We start from the raw sequence: 14,923 nt of genomic DNA on the forward strand, positions 1-14,923 counted from the left end.
TCCATGATTGAAAAGATATGGTTTGAGAATCATTTTTTAGGCTTGCTTTTATGGCCCATCCTATGGCCACTAAGTAAGATCTTTAAATGGGTTGCAAGCTCCCGTAGAGACCGTTTTCTTCAGAATCACGCTCAAAGCTATCGGGCGCCAATACCCGTTGTAGTGGTTGGCAATATTACGGCTGGTGGTAATGGTAAAACGCCTGTTGTAATCTGGTTGGTAGAAAAACTGCAAGAAATAGGGCTAAAGCCTGCTGTGGTATCTCGCGGATATGGAGGCAAAGCCAACCAATATCCACTTATTGTTAATGAGAGTACATCAACCAAAGAGAGTGGTGACGAACCAAAGCTGATATTTAAACGCACAGGTGCTCCTGTCGTTGTCGACCCTATACGTTCAAACGCAGTGAAGGCTCTGCTTGATAGCGATGTCGACATCATCATTACCGACGATGGCTTGCAGCATTACGCATTAGCTCGTGATATTGAATTTGTCGTTATTGATGGGCAGCGTCGTTTTGGCAATGAGTCATTTATACCACTTGGTCCTTTGCGTGAAGGGCTTGATAGGTTAAATAATGTGGATTTTATAGTGAACAATGGTGGGATAACTCGTGATGATGAAATAGCCATGACGCTTTATCCGGGTTTTGCTAAAAATTTGGTGACGGGCGAAGAAAAAATGGTGAGCGAGCTAGATAAATTAGTTGCATTTGCCGCTATTGGTAACCCTAATCGTTTTTTCAAAACACTCGATTCGCTTGGCGCCGACGTTGTAAAAACGCAAGGTTTCACTGACCATCAAGATTTTAAACAGTCTGAGTTGTTTGAACTGCAGCAACTTGGCTTGAATATGATTATGACCGAAAAAGACGCAGTTAAGTGTTCTTCGTATGCGAAAGAGAATTGGTGGTACCTACCAGTAACCGCGAGTTTCTCTCAGCAAGAAGAAAAGCAAATACTAGACAAAATATTGAATGTTAGGAATGAGTATGGATCACCGTCTGCTTGAGATTGTTGCTTGCCCAGTGTGCAAAGGTAAGCTTTTTTATGATGCTGAAAATCAAGAATTAATTTGTAAGTTTGATCGTCTGGCCTATCCAATAAAAGAAGGTATTCCAGTTTTATTGGAACCAGAAGCGCGCACAATGGAAGTAGAAGAGGGTAGATAATGTCATTTACTGTTGTCATTCCGGCTCGGTATCAATCAAGTCGTTTACCCGGTAAACCGCTCGCCGATATTGGTGGCAAACCGATGATCCAGTGGGTCTATGAACAGTCATTAAAATCTGGAGCAGAACAGGTTATTATTGCTACGGATGATGAACGTGTCGAGTCTATAGCGAGAGAGTTTGGTGCTCAAGTTTGCATGACCTCCCCTAATCATGAATCGGGTACAGAGCGTCTAGCAGAAGTTGTCGATAAAATGGGTATAGATAAACATCAAATTATCGTTAATGTTCAAGGTGATGAACCACTGATTCCACCAAGTATTATTAGACAAGTTGCAGAAAACCTCGCCAAAAATAGTGTTGCTCCTATGGCAACGTTAGCGGTCGAAGTTGCTGACGAAGATGAGGTATTTAATCCAAATGCAGTAAAAGTAGTAAGAGACGAGAAGGGATTTGCGCTCTATTTTAGCCGAGCGTCCATTCCTTGGGATAGGGATAATTTTGCTAAAGATCCTAAAGATATCAAACAGTCATTACTGAGACATATTGGCATCTATGCATACCGAGCTGGGTTTATTGATACTTATATAAACTGGCAGCCTAGTGTGCTAGAAAAAATTGAAAGTTTAGAGCAGCTTCGAGTACTTTGGTACGGTGAAAAAATTCACGTAGATGTGGCAATCGAGTCTCCACCGGCTGGTGTGGATACACCAGAAGATTTACAAAAGGTGCGGGATATCGTTGCTAAGATTTAGTTATTAACGCCCGATAGTTTTAGATAAGGCCATCGGGTATTAATATATTAGTTTACCCTATTAAGACTCAGCCTTGTTCGGGCACGCACTAATTATGTTTCTACGGCCAGTCTCGGTTAACTCTTCTAGCACAATATCAAACCCCCATAATCGATACATATGTTTCAATACTTCATCGTGTCCATCGGCTAGAGGGACTCTATCATGAGGGATGTATTGGAGCGTCATCGAGCGATCGCCTCTTACGTCCACATTCCATACCTGAATGTTGGGTTCTATATTGCTTAAATTATATTGTGCCGCTAATTTTTCTCTTATTTTTCTATAACCGGGATCATCATGAATATGGCTGACCTCTATGAAATTTTGTCTGTCATCGTCCAAAACAGAAAACAGTTTGAAATCTCTAATCATTTTTGGAGAAAGATATTGGCTGATAAAACTCTCGTCTTTAAAGTTGTGCATTGCAAAGTGTAACGAATCTAACCAATTGGAACCGGCCAGATCAGGGAACCACTCTTTGTCTTCATCGGTAGGGGATTCGCAGATGCGTCGGATATCTTGAAACATCGCAAAACCAAGCGCGTATGGGTTTATTCCGCTGTAATACGGACTGTTGTAAGGGGGTTGTGCAATGACGTTGGTGTGGCTGTGAAGGAACTCAAGAATAAATTTGTCAGAGACAAGGCCTTCATCGTAAAGGTGATTCAAAATCGTATAATGCCAGAAAGTTGCCCAACCCTCGTTCATGACTTGGGTCTGCTTTTGTGGATAAAAATATTGGCTTACTTTTCTTACTATACGAACGACCTCTCGTTGCCACGATTCCAACAGAGGTGCGTTTTTTTCGATGAAATAGAGTAAATTTTCTTGAGGTTCAGAAGGGAAACGACGCTTCTCTTCTTCTGATATATCTTTGGATTTTGGAACAGTACGCCAAAGGTCATTCACTTGAGATTGCAAGTAAGCCTCGCGTTCTTCTTGGCGAATAGTTTCCTCTGCAATAGATATTTTCTCAGGGCGTTTGTATCGATCTACACCAAAATTCATCAGTGCATGACAAGAATCAAGCGTTTTCTCTACCTCATCAACACCGTGTTTTTCTTCACATTCGGTTATATAGTTTCTGGCGAACAATAGATAATCAATAATGGAACTGGCGTCTGTCCATGTTTGAAATAGGTAATTGCCTTTAAAAAAAGAGTTATGTCCGTAGCAGGCATGTGCCATGACGAGTGCTTGCATGGTGACGCTGTTTTCTTCCATCAGGTAGGCGATACAAGGGTCAGAGTTAATGACTATCTCATAGGCCAAACCCATCTGACCATGTTTGTAATTTTGTTCTGTTTGGATGAACTTTTTACCAAATGACCAGTGGTGGTAATTTATCGGCATACCAATACTTGAATAAGCATCCATCATCTGTTCAGAAGTAATCACTTCAATTTGGTTTGGGTAAGTATCTAAACGGTAGTGCTCGGCGACTCGTTTTATCTCTTGGTGATACACCTCAAGCATATCGAATGTCCAATCTGGCCCGTCTGGTAACATTTTGCCGCTGTTCTTTTTTGTCATTGCAATACTCCCTAAGCTGTTTCCTTTTTAAACAGCTCCCTAAATACAGGGAAGATATCTTCCACAGAGCGAATGTTTTTCATCGCGAAGTTGTTTGATGTTTCTTTAATCTTCTCATATTCATGCCACAGAGTTTGGTGGCTCCTTTTGGTAATTTCAATGTACGAAAAGTATTGGCAGGTAGGAAGTAAACTATCTCGTAATAGCTCCTTACACTTTGGAGAATCGTCCGCCCAGTTGTCTCCGTCAGACGCTTGTGCGGCATAGATATTCCATTCTCCTTGTGGATATCGTTCTTTAATAATCTTGTCCATTAACTTTAGAGCACTGGACACGATAGTGCCCCCAGTCTCTTGCGAATAGAAGAATTCGTGTTCATCCACCTCTTTTGCTTGGGTATGATGTCGAATGAATATCACCTCTACGTTTTCATAGGTTCGAGTTAAGAACATATACAACAAAACATAAAAGCGCTTGGCAATATCTTTTGTCGCCTGATCCATTGAACCAGAAACATCCATTATACAGAACATGACGGCTTGGCTAGATGGGACCGGTCGTCTGTCGAAATTTTTGAATCGTAGGTCAAAACTATCAATAAATGGGACACTTGAAATACGTCGCCTAAGCTCTGCTATTTCTGCTTCGATTCGTGACTCTTCGAGTGGTTGTGCGGGCTCTTGTTTTCCAATTCGGTCTAACTCAAGCTCTAGTTCTTTGAGCAGACGTCGCTTGCCCGCTGTCATGGCCGTTCTACGCGCAAGAGATTGTTGTAAAGAACGGACAATAGCAATATTGGAAGGAACCCCAGAGGTTTTGTATCCCGCGCGGGAGGTTTTCCATTCAATGATTTTATTTATCTGATTTTTTTCTAGATTAGGGAGTGCTAAGTCTTCAAACAATAAATCCAGATATTCATCTTTAGATATCTGGAAAACGAATTCGTCTTCCCCCTCTCCATCGGGACTGGCATTACCTTCTCCAGAACCACCGCCGGAACTGCCGCCTTTTGGCCGCTCCATTTTGTCACCCTTGACGAACTGATCGTTTCCCGGATGAATACGTTCTCGTCTGCCGCCTTGTCCCTGATGAAAGGTCGGCTCTTTAATATCTTTATGAGGGATAGCAATATCCTCTCCACTTTCAATATCTGTAATGGAGCGACGATTGACCGCATCGGCTATTGACTCTTTGATCCGCTCCTTATAACGACGCAAGAATCGTTGCCGATTGACAGTGCTTTTGTTTTTACCGTTGAGCCTTCTATCGATAAACTGCCCCATGAGTTACTCCTTGTAAACGCCATAGCGTAAGTATTCGCTCATCAATGAATGTATATAATGTGACGCGAATACTTCTTTCACTTGAAATAAATGCACTCGAGCGATGTTCAATCTACACATAGGCATTGGTTAAGGTTTACGTACTTAAGAGGATTTACGAACGCGTAAATACCACTCAGACAGCAATCTAACTTGTTTCTTGGTGTAGCCTTTCTCCATCATTCGAGCGACGAAATCGTCATGTTTTTTCTGGTCATCTGTCGATGTTTTGGCATTAAACGAGATAACGGGCAGTAGTTCTTCTGTATTAGAGAACATTTTCTTTTCTATTACAGTGCGAAGTTTTTCGTAACTGGTCCAAACTGGATTAGATCCTTTATTACTGGCGCGTGCGCGCAATACGAAATTTACTATTTCATTACGGAAATCTTTCGGGTTGCTTATTCCTGCAGGCTTTTCAATTTTCTCTAGTTCACTGTTAAGCGCTGATCTGTCAAATAGTTGTCCAGTTTCCGGGTCACGATACTCCTGATCCTGTATCCAAAAATCTGCATAAGTGACGTAGCGGTCAAAAATATTCTGCCCATACTCTGAATAGGACTCTAAATAAGCGGTCTGTATCTCTTTTCCGATGAACTCAATATATTTTGGTACCAAATACCCTTTTAAGAACTCTGTGTACTTTTCTGCTAATTCCGCTGGGAATTGTTCGCGTTCAACTTGTTGTTCTATGACGTAAAAGAGGTGTACAGGATTGGCTGCGACTTCTGTTTGGTCAAAATTAAACACCCGAGATAGGATCTTAAATGCAAAGCGAGTCGATAAACCTGACATACCTTCATCGACACCGGCAAAGTCTCTATACTCCTGATAACTTTTTGCTTTTGGATCGGTATCCTTGAGCGTTTCTCCATCGTAAACTCGCATTTTAGAGAACAGAGATGAGTTTTCTGGATCTTTAACTCGAGAGAGGATACTGAATTGCGCCAGCATTTCTAAGGTACTTGGTGAACACGGTGCTTTGTAAAGTTCACTGTGTTCTAACAGTTTTTTATAGATTTTAATCTCTTCAGAAACTCTTAAGCAATAAGGTACTTTGACAATATAAACGCGATCTAGGAACGCCTCATTATTCTTATTGTTTCTAAAGGTTTGCCATTCAGATTCGTTGGAGTGGGCGAGTATCATGCCATCGAAAGGTAGTGCTGAAAGCCCCTCGGTACCATTGTAGTTTCCTTCTTGTGTTGCAGTTAGTAGTGGGTGCAATACCTTGATTGGTGCTTTGAACATCTCCACAAACTCCATTAAGCCTTGGTTGGCTTTACAAAGTGCACCTGAATAACTGTACGCATCTGGGTCATCTTGTGAATAGTGCTCCAACTGTCGGATATCGACTTTACCAACCAGCGATGAGATATCTTGGTTGTTTTCATCACCCGGCTCAGTTTTCGCCACACCCACTTGGTCCAAAATAGAAGGACGCAATTTAATTACGGTAAACTTACTGATGTCTCCACCAAATTCGTGCAGTCTTTTCGCTGCCCATGGTGACATGATTGATCGTAGGTATCGTTTTTCAATACCATAGTCTTTCTTTAGTAAGGCGGCATCTTCTTCAGCATTAAATAAACAGAAAGGATGGTCGTTAACCGGGCTACGTACTCCGTTTGCGGCAAGTATATAAATTGGGCACTGTTCCATTAGCGCTTTGAGTTTTTCAGCCAATGAGGATTTACCCCCCCCAACGGGTCCCAATAGATATAGAATCTGTTTTCGTTCTTCCAACCCCTGAGCGGAATGCTTTAAGTAAGAAACGATTTGCTCAATCGCGTCTTCCATACCGTAGAAGTCCTCAAAGGTTTTGTATCGAGAAATGACTCGGTTAGAGAAAATGCGGCTCAATCGTGGATCGTGAGCGGTATCAATAACTTCTGGTTCGCCTATCGCAAGTAAAAGGCGTTCAGCTGCATTCGCGTAAGCACTTTTATCTTTTTGACAAAGTGATAAAAAATCTTGTAATGAAAGCTTCTCATCCTTGGCCGCTTCATAACGCGCCTGATAATGGTCAAAAATACTCATGCTTTACCCCTCCAAAACCGTCAAACAGACAACAGCAAAATAGTAATCCTTCATTAACTAAGACTAGACGTTGTTTTGAGATAATGTTTAACAATTATGTATTTATTTATACTTTTTTCGAATAATGGTGTTGATTGATAGCCCCAAAATGTGGGTTATATGAGTCACATTTTAGATGCCTATTTCTAATAGAAAATATGTAAAATTTCTGGTCAGTAGCACTGGTAGTAGTTATGATTTGCAAGCTTGTCGTTGAAAGAAGTTATTCGGTTATAAACAAGCGTTTAAATGCTAGATTGATTCTAATGAGAAGGTTGAGCCGTGAGAAATTTTAATAAAATCGCAATATTGAGTGTAATTGCAATAAATAGTTCTTTTGCAATGGCTAGTCCGTCACCATGGTCAGTTGGTGTTGGTGCCGCTTATTCTCCAAAGGTCTATAAAGGAACACCAACCAATAAAACCGTCATCCCTATTCTCGGTTACGAAGGTGAGAACTTCTTTTTTAGAGGGTTTAGCGCTGGATATCGATTCAATCCGAGAGGGTCGACTCATAACTTCATAGTAAGAGCGATTTATGACCCAAGGACCTTCAAACCGGGTGATTCTGATATTGCCAATATGAGGTTACTCGATGAAAGAGAAGACACTGTTTTAGCCGGTGCTAGTTATCAGTATTTGACACCTGTTGGGCTGTTTGAAGCCGCGTTAGGCGCAGACATACTTGGCGTACACAATGGACTATATGGCGAGTTAGCGTGGCGATTCCCTCTCCGGTTTAGCGGTGGTGGCATCACTCCTGCCGTAGGTTACTCATACAATGACAATAAAATGAATCAACACTTATATGGAGTCTCCCAGCAAGAGTCAGATAAGACGGGTGGGGATATAAGTGAGTTTGATATTAACGGAAGCGGGCAGTATTTCGTCGGCGTTAGTGGTTACGTTTTCTTGAGCAAAAGTGTGATGGTTCGGGGCGGTGTAAGGTACACCAATCTAGAAGGTGATATAGAAAAAAGCCCACTTTTAGATTCGACGGATTCTACCACTGCGAATATTGGAATTACCTATTCCTTCTAAATTCATATTTAATAAAACCAGAATAACAATGATCCACATCAACAAATCCATGTAATAGATTTGTTGATGTGAACCTTTCCAAATATGCGATATGCTCATGTAATAGTACGTATTATATAGGTATATATAAACATATATTTTACAGTTCGAATTAAATAAGTATTGGATGGAAATATTCTTACATAAATCGACTTAATTTTTTTATATTGCCTAGTCTTATTCCTTATTGTGATTTCTATCTCTTAATTTAACTTTCGAAATAATAACAAATAATTATTTGAGATAAGTATCACATCTAATATAGAAGATTGGCGTTATTGTAAAAAAAACAAACAGATAGTGAGTGGTTTAGATGAACCATGAATTTGGTGACCCAATAGATAGGGTTGTACAAGAATATGTGCCCGGAAAGCAGATAACGCTAGCGCATATGGTTGCAAACCCAACAGAAGAACTTTGTGAGCGGATTGGAGTTGTCCATAACGAAGCCATTGGGATACTAACGTTGACTCCGGGTGAAACAGCTATCATTGCTGGTGATATTGCCACCAAATCGGCAAACGTGGGCATAGGCTTCTTAGACAGATTTTCAGGTTCACTTGTCATTACAGGCTCTGTAGGGTCAGTAGAGGTCGCTCTTGAAGAGGTCCTGCGGACTCTGGCTGGTGATTTGTGCTATACAACCTGCAAGGCAACTCGCACATGAGTGAGCGCCTTCATGAAGGTGCTAGTACATTACCTACTCATTTTGCCGTTATCGGTGAAGTCGATGCTGGTAAGTCAGCATTGATTACTCGTTTGGTTAATCCGCAAGGAAACCAAAGGAAAACACAAACGCCAATTTATTATTCTGGTTGCGCGATAGATACCCCAGGTGAATATGTAGATAACCGAGCATGGAATGGTCCTTTGCTGTCAACAATCTCGTCAGTAAATACAATTGTCTATTTGCAACCAGCAAATGCAAAAAGATTTTCTGTGCCAGAAGGATTATTAAGAGTCTACCCTAATAAGCGTATTGTTGGTGTTATCAGTAAGGTCGATATGGATAATGCTGATGTAGATAAAGCTGAGCGATTTTTGATAAAAAATGATATTGAAGGTCCTTATTTTCATATATCTATTTTCGATGAAGAATCTATAAATAAATTAAGAATTTTTTTGTGCAGTTTAAATAAATAAAGCCTTATATAATAAGGCTGTCAAGGTGAAATTAATGAAAAAATTAATTACTGCTAATGATGTACGCGACGCTAATGCAAAAAGTATAAAAGAGATCGCTATAAAAGCAGGGTTTACTATTGTTACGCCGGAAGCCTATGACGTTGCGAAAACATTCGGGATATCTCTAATCGAAGAGGGGTCCAGTGCCATACCGACGAAGCCGAATGAAATAACTGTACAAAAGGATTCATCACTAACTCCTCCTTCTCCTAAGCAACAAACCTTACACAAAATTAAGGATGAAATTCAGTCCAGAGTCGGTGCCAATGTGGAAAGCGACTTGATTGAATCATTGATCAAAAAAGCAATGGCGGATTTCAATGTAAAAGCACCGACATGCCCACGCCAGATCAATGATGATGGCATTGTTTTAGTCCGTGGTAATTCGGTAGAGCTTGATGCATTTGATGGTGCTCCGGGTAAAAATGTGGGGCTAACCGATGTGATTGGAACCGCACAAAATAGTACGTTAGGTGTTGGTTATATGGGATGGGAGAAAGCGTTTTTCCCTTGGACACTCAACTACGATGAAGTCGATGTGGTACTTGAAGGTGAATTGCATATCAAAACGCCATCTGGCACAACGATAGGCAAACCAGGCGATGTTATTTTCATTCCGAAAGGAAGCAGTATTGAATTTGGCACACCGACGCATGTTCGCTTTGTTTATGTCGCATATCCTGCAGATTGGTCAGAGCAATAGGTGGCGTAATGAATACCTTCATTACTGAGGATTTTCTGCGAGCCGAGTTTGGCTTAGCACATGGAAGTGAAGTGCATCTTCCAAAAGAATCTCGCTTTACGCCTTCTGCTGCAGCATTGCTATCAGAGCGTAAGATATCGATTCGTTATGTTAACGAACAGGGTGAAGTCTTTGTTCCTCAGCGTGACGGCTCAGGTATTGAAAAAGTTCATCCATTAAAAATAAACAACCAAAGACCACAGAACGGTTGTTGGGCGTGCGGAAGTGATATCACTGACAAACCGTCATATATGACGCATTTAGATGACCAAGTTCTTGTGCCAAAAAATCATCCCCGTATAGCGCTTAGAGGAAAGATAGATACCGCTATTTGTTTGTGTGTTGAAGCGCAGTGTGTTCTGCAAGAACAACCACTCTTCATCACTCATGCAATGTCTGACATTCGCTCCTACCTTGGACAGTTATTGAAATCTGAGGTTACCGGTGAATCGCTATCTCTTCCTTCCTTTGGCGATATTGATTCTGAAATCATCCATAAGTGGTCACATAATCCATTAAAATATTTAGGCTACGACCACATGTTACCGGAAGCCAAATTTGGTTTGGATGTCGCTAAGCTCAATACATTGAGAGCCTCTATTCGAGAACTAGAATTAGAAGCGAGTCGAGTATTTATTGATATCAGTATGCGTTTAGAAAGGGAAGATATTGTTGCGGGGCTAAACCGTCTATCCAGTTCTGTTTATGTGGTGATGATATTAGTATGGCAATGTAAGAACGGTAACGAAAGCGTCTTAGAGAGATTGAAATAACATGGAAATTCTAGAGCAGTGTAGGCACAAATGTCGTCAAGCTCCTAAGAGAATCGTCTTTCCCGATACGGACGATGTGAGGCTTCTTCATGCTGCAAATGAACTGAAGTTAAATGGGTTAGCTGAACCAATTATTCTTGGTAATCCGTTTATGCTTCGTGACCGATCTTATAAAGCAGGCATAGCAATGCCTTGTTTAACAACGTTAGCACCAGAAACTGCGGGCTGTTTTGATGAAATGGTTCAAATATTCGTCGACAAGCAACGCAAGCCGATAACGATAGATGAAGCTCGAAAGCAGGTATCTAATCCCTTGCAATTTTCGGCACTTATGGTTGATCAAGGTTATGCCGACATATGTATAGCGGGTAATTTGTCGACAACTGGCGATGTGATTCGCAGCGCAATTCGAGGTATAGGTGTTGCTTCTGGTAGCAAAACAGTATCGAGTTTTTTCTTAATGTTGTCCCCCGATGGCACGAAGACTCATGCCTTTGCTGATGCTGGGGTTATTCCTTTGCCGACAACAGAACAGCTTGCAGATATCGCAGTTGATACGGCTAACAACTTTCAACGATTAACCGGTATCGAACCCCGTGTTGCGATGCTGTCATTTTCTACTAAAGGTAGTGCATCACACCCTGCAGCAAGCAAAATTTCTGAAGCAACAGAATTAGTTAGACAACGCTGCCCTAATCTTATCATTGACGGTGAAGTTCAATTTGATGCCGCTATAGAGCCTTTAGTCGCCGCTCAAAAAATGCCAAATAGTCCATTAGGTGGAATGGCAAATGTATTTATTTTCCCTTCTTTAAGTGCTGGCAACATTGCTTATAAAGTTGCACAGCGTTTAGGGGGGTATATTGCTCTGGGACCGATGTTGCAAGGGTTAGCAAAACCCATGCATGATCTGTCTCGGGGTTGCAGTTCCGACGATATCGTCGATATATCAGTACTTACGTCATGTATGTAATTAATGTGAATAAACGTTAGGAGAATTCAAATGGAAGCTCTAGGCATTATAGAAACAAAAGGTCTAACCGCACTTATCGAAGCATCTGATGCAATGGTAAAAGCGGCACGTGTTGAGTTAGTTGGCTATAAGCAAATTGGCTCAGGTTTAGTAACGGCAATGGTACGAGGCGATGTTGCGGCTTGTAAAGCAGCAACAGATGCAGGTGCAGCAGCAGCGCAACGTCTAGGCGAAGTAGTAGCGGTTCACGTTATTCCTCGTCCACATGGTGATTTGGAAGCTATCTTCCCAATAACTCAGGCGCCAGCACCAACACCGGCAGCTAAAAAATAAACTATTTTACGAAAAACAATGAATTTATGAGGAAATGCTAATGGATGCGTTAGGCATTATAGAAACAAAAGGGCTTACCTCCTTAATCGAAGCTTCTGATGCGATGGTAAAAGCGGCTCGTGTTGAGTTAGTTGGTTATGAGCAAATAGGCTCCGGTTATGTAACGGCGTTGGTACGTGGCGATGTTGCTTCTTGTAAAGCGGCTACAGACGCAGGTGCTGTAGTTGCACAAAAATTGGGAGAACTCGTTGCGGTTCATGTCATTCCAAGGCCTCACCAAGATCTTGAGAATGTTTTTCCTATTTCTTTGAAAAAATAAGTTGCGCGTCGCCTCCTTGCTAGGTAGGCGTTAGAAGACAAGGGGGAGACATGCGTGTAGCAAAAGTAGTAGGGCAAGTAGTGGCTACAATTCGTAGCCCGGATATGAGAGCGGACAAACTCTGTTTAGTCGAGTTTGTTGATAAGAAAGGTAATTCGACGAGTGAAGTCCATGTAGCTATGGATCAACTTGGTGCTGGTGAAGGCGAATGGGTGTTAGTTGTTGCTGGAAGCTCAGCTCGAATGGCCTATGGGACAAGTGGTGAGCATTCGCCAATTGATCTTTGCGTCGTTGGAATTATTGATGAGATCACATCAGATAAGAGTGTCCAATACCACAAAAGCTGATAAGTACCTGGATTAGGGGAAAATAGAATGGATCAGAGCGAAATTGAAGATATTGTCCGTCGGGTTGTTGTTCAACTAAAATCTGACGACCAACCGACGGGCAGTGATCATGGTGTATTTGAGTCGCTAGATGATGCGGTTACTGCCGCTCGAGATGCGCAGAAACAGATCCGTAGCTTAGCGGTTCGAGATAATATCATCACCGAAATTCGTCGCATGACAAAGAAACATGCAAAAGAGCTTTCTGAATTGGCAGTTGAAGAGACTGGATTCGGTCGTGTGGAAGATAAAATTCGTAAACATTTACTGGTCGCTTCAAGAACACCTGGTACTGAAATTCTTACTCCTCAGGCGGTGTCAGGTGATAGTGGATTGAGTCTGATAGAGAATGCTCCATGGGGCGTTATTGCATCGGTTACACCCAGTACAAATCCATCTTGTACTGTTATCAATAACTCGATCAGTATGATTGCCGCGGGTAATGGTGTGGTATTTGCACCGCATCCGGCCGCAAAAAAAGTGTCACAACGTGCTATTCAATTGGTTAATCAGGCTTCAGTTCGAGCTGGTGGGCCACCTAATCTATGCACTACGGTAAAAGTTCCGTCTTTAGATAATGCGAGAAAGCTTTTTACTTATCCTGGAATCAAACTTTTAGTGGTAACTGGCGGTGACGCCGTTGTTGATGCCGCAAAAGAGATCACAGACAAACGTTTAATTGCAGCAGGCCCAGGTAATCCTCCTGTTGTGGTTGATGAAACAGCCGATATTGACCGCGCAGCTGTCTCCATTGTTGAAGGCGCTTCGTTTGACAACAATATCGTGTGTGCAAGTGAAAAAGAAATTATTGCAGTAGAGTCTATCGCAGACAATCTAATGCATGCGATGACTCAGCATGGAGCCTATGAAATTAGTGCTAGCCAAGCAGAAGAGATCGCCAAAAAAGTATTGAAAGGTTATCCAGGTAATTCGCCCAGTGCAAATCCTCAGTGGGTTGGAAGAGACGCAAGTAAGATTGCCGCGACCATTGGATTAGATATACCAGAGTCTACTCGATTACTCGTCTTCCATGCTACCAAAGACAATGTCTTTGCAACCACAGAACAGATGATGCCCATTTTACCTGTAATCAAAGCCGCTAATGCAGATCAGGCTATTGATTGGGCAGTAGAGCTTGAATCAGGCAATCATCACACTGCCGCAATTCATTCAAAAAATATCGATGTGTTGACGCGAATGGCTTATGAAATAGACAGCAGTCTTCTCGCTAAAAATGGCCCATGTATTGCTGCAATTGGTGCAGGCGGAGAAGGCTGGACAACCATGACAATCTCTACTCCAACCGGTGAAGGTGTGACCAACTCGTTGACCTTTACACGTAAACGTCGTTGTACGGCGGTCGATTCGTTTAGGATTATTTAGTCGATGAATCAACTAGAAATTGTCACTCAACGTCTCGCGGTCATTAACGACCTTGTTAATGATGACACGCCAACAGATACGCCAGAGAACTGGATCATAGGCGTAGATCTTGGCACCGCAGATATTCAAACCGTGGTTCTAGATGGAGAAGGCGTGCCAATCGCCGCCTTCTTAGATTGGTCAAATGTCGTCAATGATGGCGTAGTTGTTGATTATATGGGGGCGTGTCGGATTGTGCGTTCTCAGATAAAGCGGGTTGAAGAAAAGTTATCTATTACGGTTGAGAGCGCGATTACGTCGTATCCCCCGGGTACTGATCCAAGAATATCAATTAACGTTGTTGAGTCGGCGGGTATTGAAGTGACGAAGGTGATTGACGAACCGTCAAGTGTCGCAGATCTACTGAATATAGAAAATGGCGCGGTAGTCGATATTGGCGGTGGAACAACAGGTACCGCGGTAATCAAAAATGGGAAGCAGCTTTATTCACTAGACGATCCTAGTGGTGGTAGACATGTTTCTTTAGTTATCGCCGGTAGCTTAAAAGTTGATGACGATGAAGCGGAACGCTTGAAGAGAACAAGCTTTGAAAAGAATGATATTGCCATCATTGTTAGGCCCGTTATCGAAAAAATGGCGGATATTGTTAAGCACCATATTAAAGAGGAGACACCCTCTCATATGTACTTAACGGGTGGTGGAACTCTGGTTAACGGCGTGAACAAAATCTTTAGCGCCACGTTTCCAGAAACGGAAATTGTAACCTTCGAGCACGCTCTGTATTTAACACCGCTCGCGATTGCAAATTATGGCTTAAATCCTGTTGTTCATAGAATAGTGGAGTAAC

The 14,923-nt window shown here is 42.0% G+C and carries 17 protein-coding genes; 14 read left to right on the plus strand and 3 right to left on the minus strand.

The features are described 5' to 3' along the window. Positions 1-3: 3 nt before the first annotated feature. Genes lpxK through kdsB form a run of 3 tightly spaced genes read left to right on the plus strand, consistent with a single transcriptional unit; the run spans position 4 to position 1,926 of the window. Positions 4-1,011 (plus strand): tetraacyldisaccharide 4'-kinase, encoded by a 1,008-nt coding sequence (gene lpxK / locus L3V77_RS06330; RefSeq protein ID WP_275136250.1) that lies wholly within the window; start codon positions 4-6, stop codon positions 1,009-1,011. Continuing rightward, positions 992-1,171 (plus strand): Trm112 family protein, encoded by a 180-nt coding sequence (locus L3V77_RS06335; RefSeq protein ID WP_195702898.1) that lies wholly within the window; start codon positions 992-994, stop codon positions 1,169-1,171. Before lpxK ends, L3V77_RS06335 begins: the two co-directional genes overlap by 20 nt. Next, a complete protein-coding gene (kdsB, locus tag L3V77_RS06340) occupies positions 1,171-1,926 on the plus strand; it encodes a 3-deoxy-manno-octulosonate cytidylyltransferase (protein WP_275136251.1) in 756 nt (251 codons plus the stop codon). Before L3V77_RS06335 ends, kdsB begins: the two co-directional genes overlap by 1 nt. Positions 1,927-1,986: 60 nt before the next feature. Here the strand turns inward: kdsB and L3V77_RS06345 are convergent, their stop codons facing one another. The 3 genes from L3V77_RS06345 to L3V77_RS06355 form a co-directional block, all read right to left on the minus strand. After that, positions 1,987-3,501 carry a SpoVR family protein gene (locus L3V77_RS06345; protein ID WP_275136252.1) on the minus strand — a complete coding sequence of 505 codons (1,515 nt, stop codon included), beginning with the start codon at positions 3,499-3,501 and terminating at the stop codon, positions 1,987-1,989. Positions 3,502-3,512: 11 nt separating this feature from the next. After that, complete coding sequence (locus L3V77_RS06350) at positions 3,513-4,784, minus strand: YeaH/YhbH family protein (RefSeq protein ID WP_275136253.1); 1,272 nt, start codon at positions 4,782-4,784, stop codon at positions 3,513-3,515. Between the two features lie 144 nt (positions 4,785-4,928). Further along, positions 4,929-6,863 (minus strand): PrkA family serine protein kinase, encoded by a 1,935-nt coding sequence (locus tag L3V77_RS06355; protein WP_275136254.1) that lies wholly within the window; start codon positions 6,861-6,863, stop codon positions 4,929-4,931. Between the two features lie 321 nt (positions 6,864-7,184). Here L3V77_RS06355 and L3V77_RS06360 point away from each other — a divergent pair, with 321 nt between their 5' ends. The 11 genes from L3V77_RS06360 to eutJ all read left to right on the plus strand — a co-directional run bounded on the left by L3V77_RS06360 (position 7,185) and on the right by eutJ (position 14,922). After that, complete coding sequence (locus tag L3V77_RS06360) at positions 7,185-7,943, plus strand: MipA/OmpV family protein (RefSeq protein WP_275136255.1); 759 nt, start codon at positions 7,185-7,187, stop codon at positions 7,941-7,943. Positions 7,944-8,295: 352 nt separating this feature from the next. After that, complete coding sequence (locus tag L3V77_RS06365) at positions 8,296-8,649, plus strand: BMC domain-containing protein (RefSeq protein ID WP_195702903.1); 354 nt, start codon at positions 8,296-8,298, stop codon at positions 8,647-8,649. After that, entirely contained in the window at positions 8,646-9,125 is a 480-nt protein-coding gene (locus tag L3V77_RS06370; RefSeq protein ID WP_275136256.1) for a EutP/PduV family microcompartment system protein, read from the plus strand. Before L3V77_RS06365 ends, L3V77_RS06370 begins: the two co-directional genes overlap by 4 nt. Before the next feature lie 34 nt (positions 9,126-9,159). Beyond that, complete coding sequence (gene eutQ / locus L3V77_RS06375) at positions 9,160-9,870, plus strand: ethanolamine utilization acetate kinase EutQ (RefSeq protein ID WP_275136257.1); 711 nt, start codon at positions 9,160-9,162, stop codon at positions 9,868-9,870. An 8-nt stretch (positions 9,871-9,878) separates the two neighbouring features. After that, on the plus strand, positions 9,879-10,682 hold the full coding sequence (gene eutT, locus L3V77_RS06380; RefSeq protein WP_275136258.1) for an ethanolamine utilization cob(I)yrinic acid a,c-diamide adenosyltransferase EutT: 804 nt from the start codon (positions 9,879-9,881) through the stop codon (positions 10,680-10,682). Position 10,683: 1 nt separating this feature from the next. Continuing rightward, positions 10,684-11,655 (plus strand): phosphate acetyltransferase, encoded by a 972-nt coding sequence (gene pta / locus L3V77_RS06385; protein WP_275136259.1) that lies wholly within the window; start codon positions 10,684-10,686, stop codon positions 11,653-11,655. Between the two features lie 24 nt (positions 11,656-11,679). After that, positions 11,680-11,988 carry an ethanolamine utilization microcompartment protein EutM gene (gene eutM / locus L3V77_RS06390; protein WP_331275673.1) on the plus strand — a complete coding sequence of 103 codons (309 nt, stop codon included), beginning with the start codon at positions 11,680-11,682 and terminating at the stop codon, positions 11,986-11,988. A 34-nt stretch (positions 11,989-12,022) separates the two neighbouring features. Further along, positions 12,023-12,307: an ethanolamine utilization microcompartment protein EutM gene (gene eutM, locus L3V77_RS06395; protein WP_195702909.1), complete on the plus strand. Its 285-nt coding sequence runs from the start codon at positions 12,023-12,025 to the stop codon at positions 12,305-12,307. A 50-nt stretch (positions 12,308-12,357) separates the two neighbouring features. Beyond that, positions 12,358-12,654, plus strand: a complete 297-nt coding sequence (locus tag L3V77_RS06400; RefSeq protein ID WP_195702910.1) for a EutN/CcmL family microcompartment protein — start codon at positions 12,358-12,360, stop codon at positions 12,652-12,654. A 27-nt stretch (positions 12,655-12,681) separates the two neighbouring features. Then, positions 12,682-14,076: an aldehyde dehydrogenase family protein gene (locus L3V77_RS06405; RefSeq protein WP_275136260.1), complete on the plus strand. Its 1,395-nt coding sequence runs from the start codon at positions 12,682-12,684 to the stop codon at positions 14,074-14,076. Positions 14,077-14,079: 3 nt separating this feature from the next. Next, complete coding sequence (gene eutJ / locus L3V77_RS06410) at positions 14,080-14,922, plus strand: ethanolamine utilization protein EutJ (RefSeq protein ID WP_275136261.1); 843 nt, start codon at positions 14,080-14,082, stop codon at positions 14,920-14,922. Position 14,923 lies beyond the last annotated feature (1 nt).

The organism is Vibrio sp. DW001 (assembly GCF_029016285.1).
Classification (GTDB): Bacteria; Pseudomonadota; Gammaproteobacteria; order Enterobacterales; family Vibrionaceae; genus Vibrio.

Coding starts and splice junctions, on each gene's coding strand:
- lpxK (WP_275136250.1), top strand. CDS start 4: ATGATTGAAAAGATATGGTTTGAGAATCATTTTTTAGGCTTGCTTTTA.
- L3V77_RS06335 (WP_195702898.1), top strand. CDS start 992: ATGGATCACCGTCTGCTTGAGATTGTTGCTTGCCCAGTGTGCAAAGGT.
- kdsB (WP_275136251.1), top strand. CDS start 1,171: ATGTCATTTACTGTTGTCATTCCGGCTCGGTATCAATCAAGTCGTTTA.
- L3V77_RS06345 (WP_275136252.1), bottom strand. CDS start 3,501: ATGACAAAAAAGAACAGCGGCAAAATGTTACCAGACGGGCCAGATTGG.
- L3V77_RS06350 (WP_275136253.1), bottom strand. CDS start 4,784: ATGGGGCAGTTTATCGATAGAAGGCTCAACGGTAAAAACAAAAGCACT.
- L3V77_RS06355 (WP_275136254.1), bottom strand. CDS start 6,863: ATGAGTATTTTTGACCATTATCAGGCGCGTTATGAAGCGGCCAAGGAT.
- L3V77_RS06365 (WP_195702903.1), top strand. CDS start 8,296: ATGAACCATGAATTTGGTGACCCAATAGATAGGGTTGTACAAGAATAT.
- L3V77_RS06370 (WP_275136256.1), top strand. CDS start 8,646: ATGAGTGAGCGCCTTCATGAAGGTGCTAGTACATTACCTACTCATTTT.
- eutQ (WP_275136257.1), top strand. CDS start 9,160: ATGAAAAAATTAATTACTGCTAATGATGTACGCGACGCTAATGCAAAA.
- eutT (WP_275136258.1), top strand. CDS start 9,879: ATGAATACCTTCATTACTGAGGATTTTCTGCGAGCCGAGTTTGGCTTA.
- pta (WP_275136259.1), top strand. CDS start 10,684: ATGGAAATTCTAGAGCAGTGTAGGCACAAATGTCGTCAAGCTCCTAAG.
- eutM (WP_195702909.1), top strand. CDS start 12,023: ATGCTAATGGATGCGTTAGGCATTATAGAAACAAAAGGGCTTACCTCC.
- L3V77_RS06400 (WP_195702910.1), top strand. CDS start 12,358: ATGCGTGTAGCAAAAGTAGTAGGGCAAGTAGTGGCTACAATTCGTAGC.
- L3V77_RS06405 (WP_275136260.1), top strand. CDS start 12,682: ATGGATCAGAGCGAAATTGAAGATATTGTCCGTCGGGTTGTTGTTCAA.
- eutJ (WP_275136261.1), top strand. CDS start 14,080: ATGAATCAACTAGAAATTGTCACTCAACGTCTCGCGGTCATTAACGAC.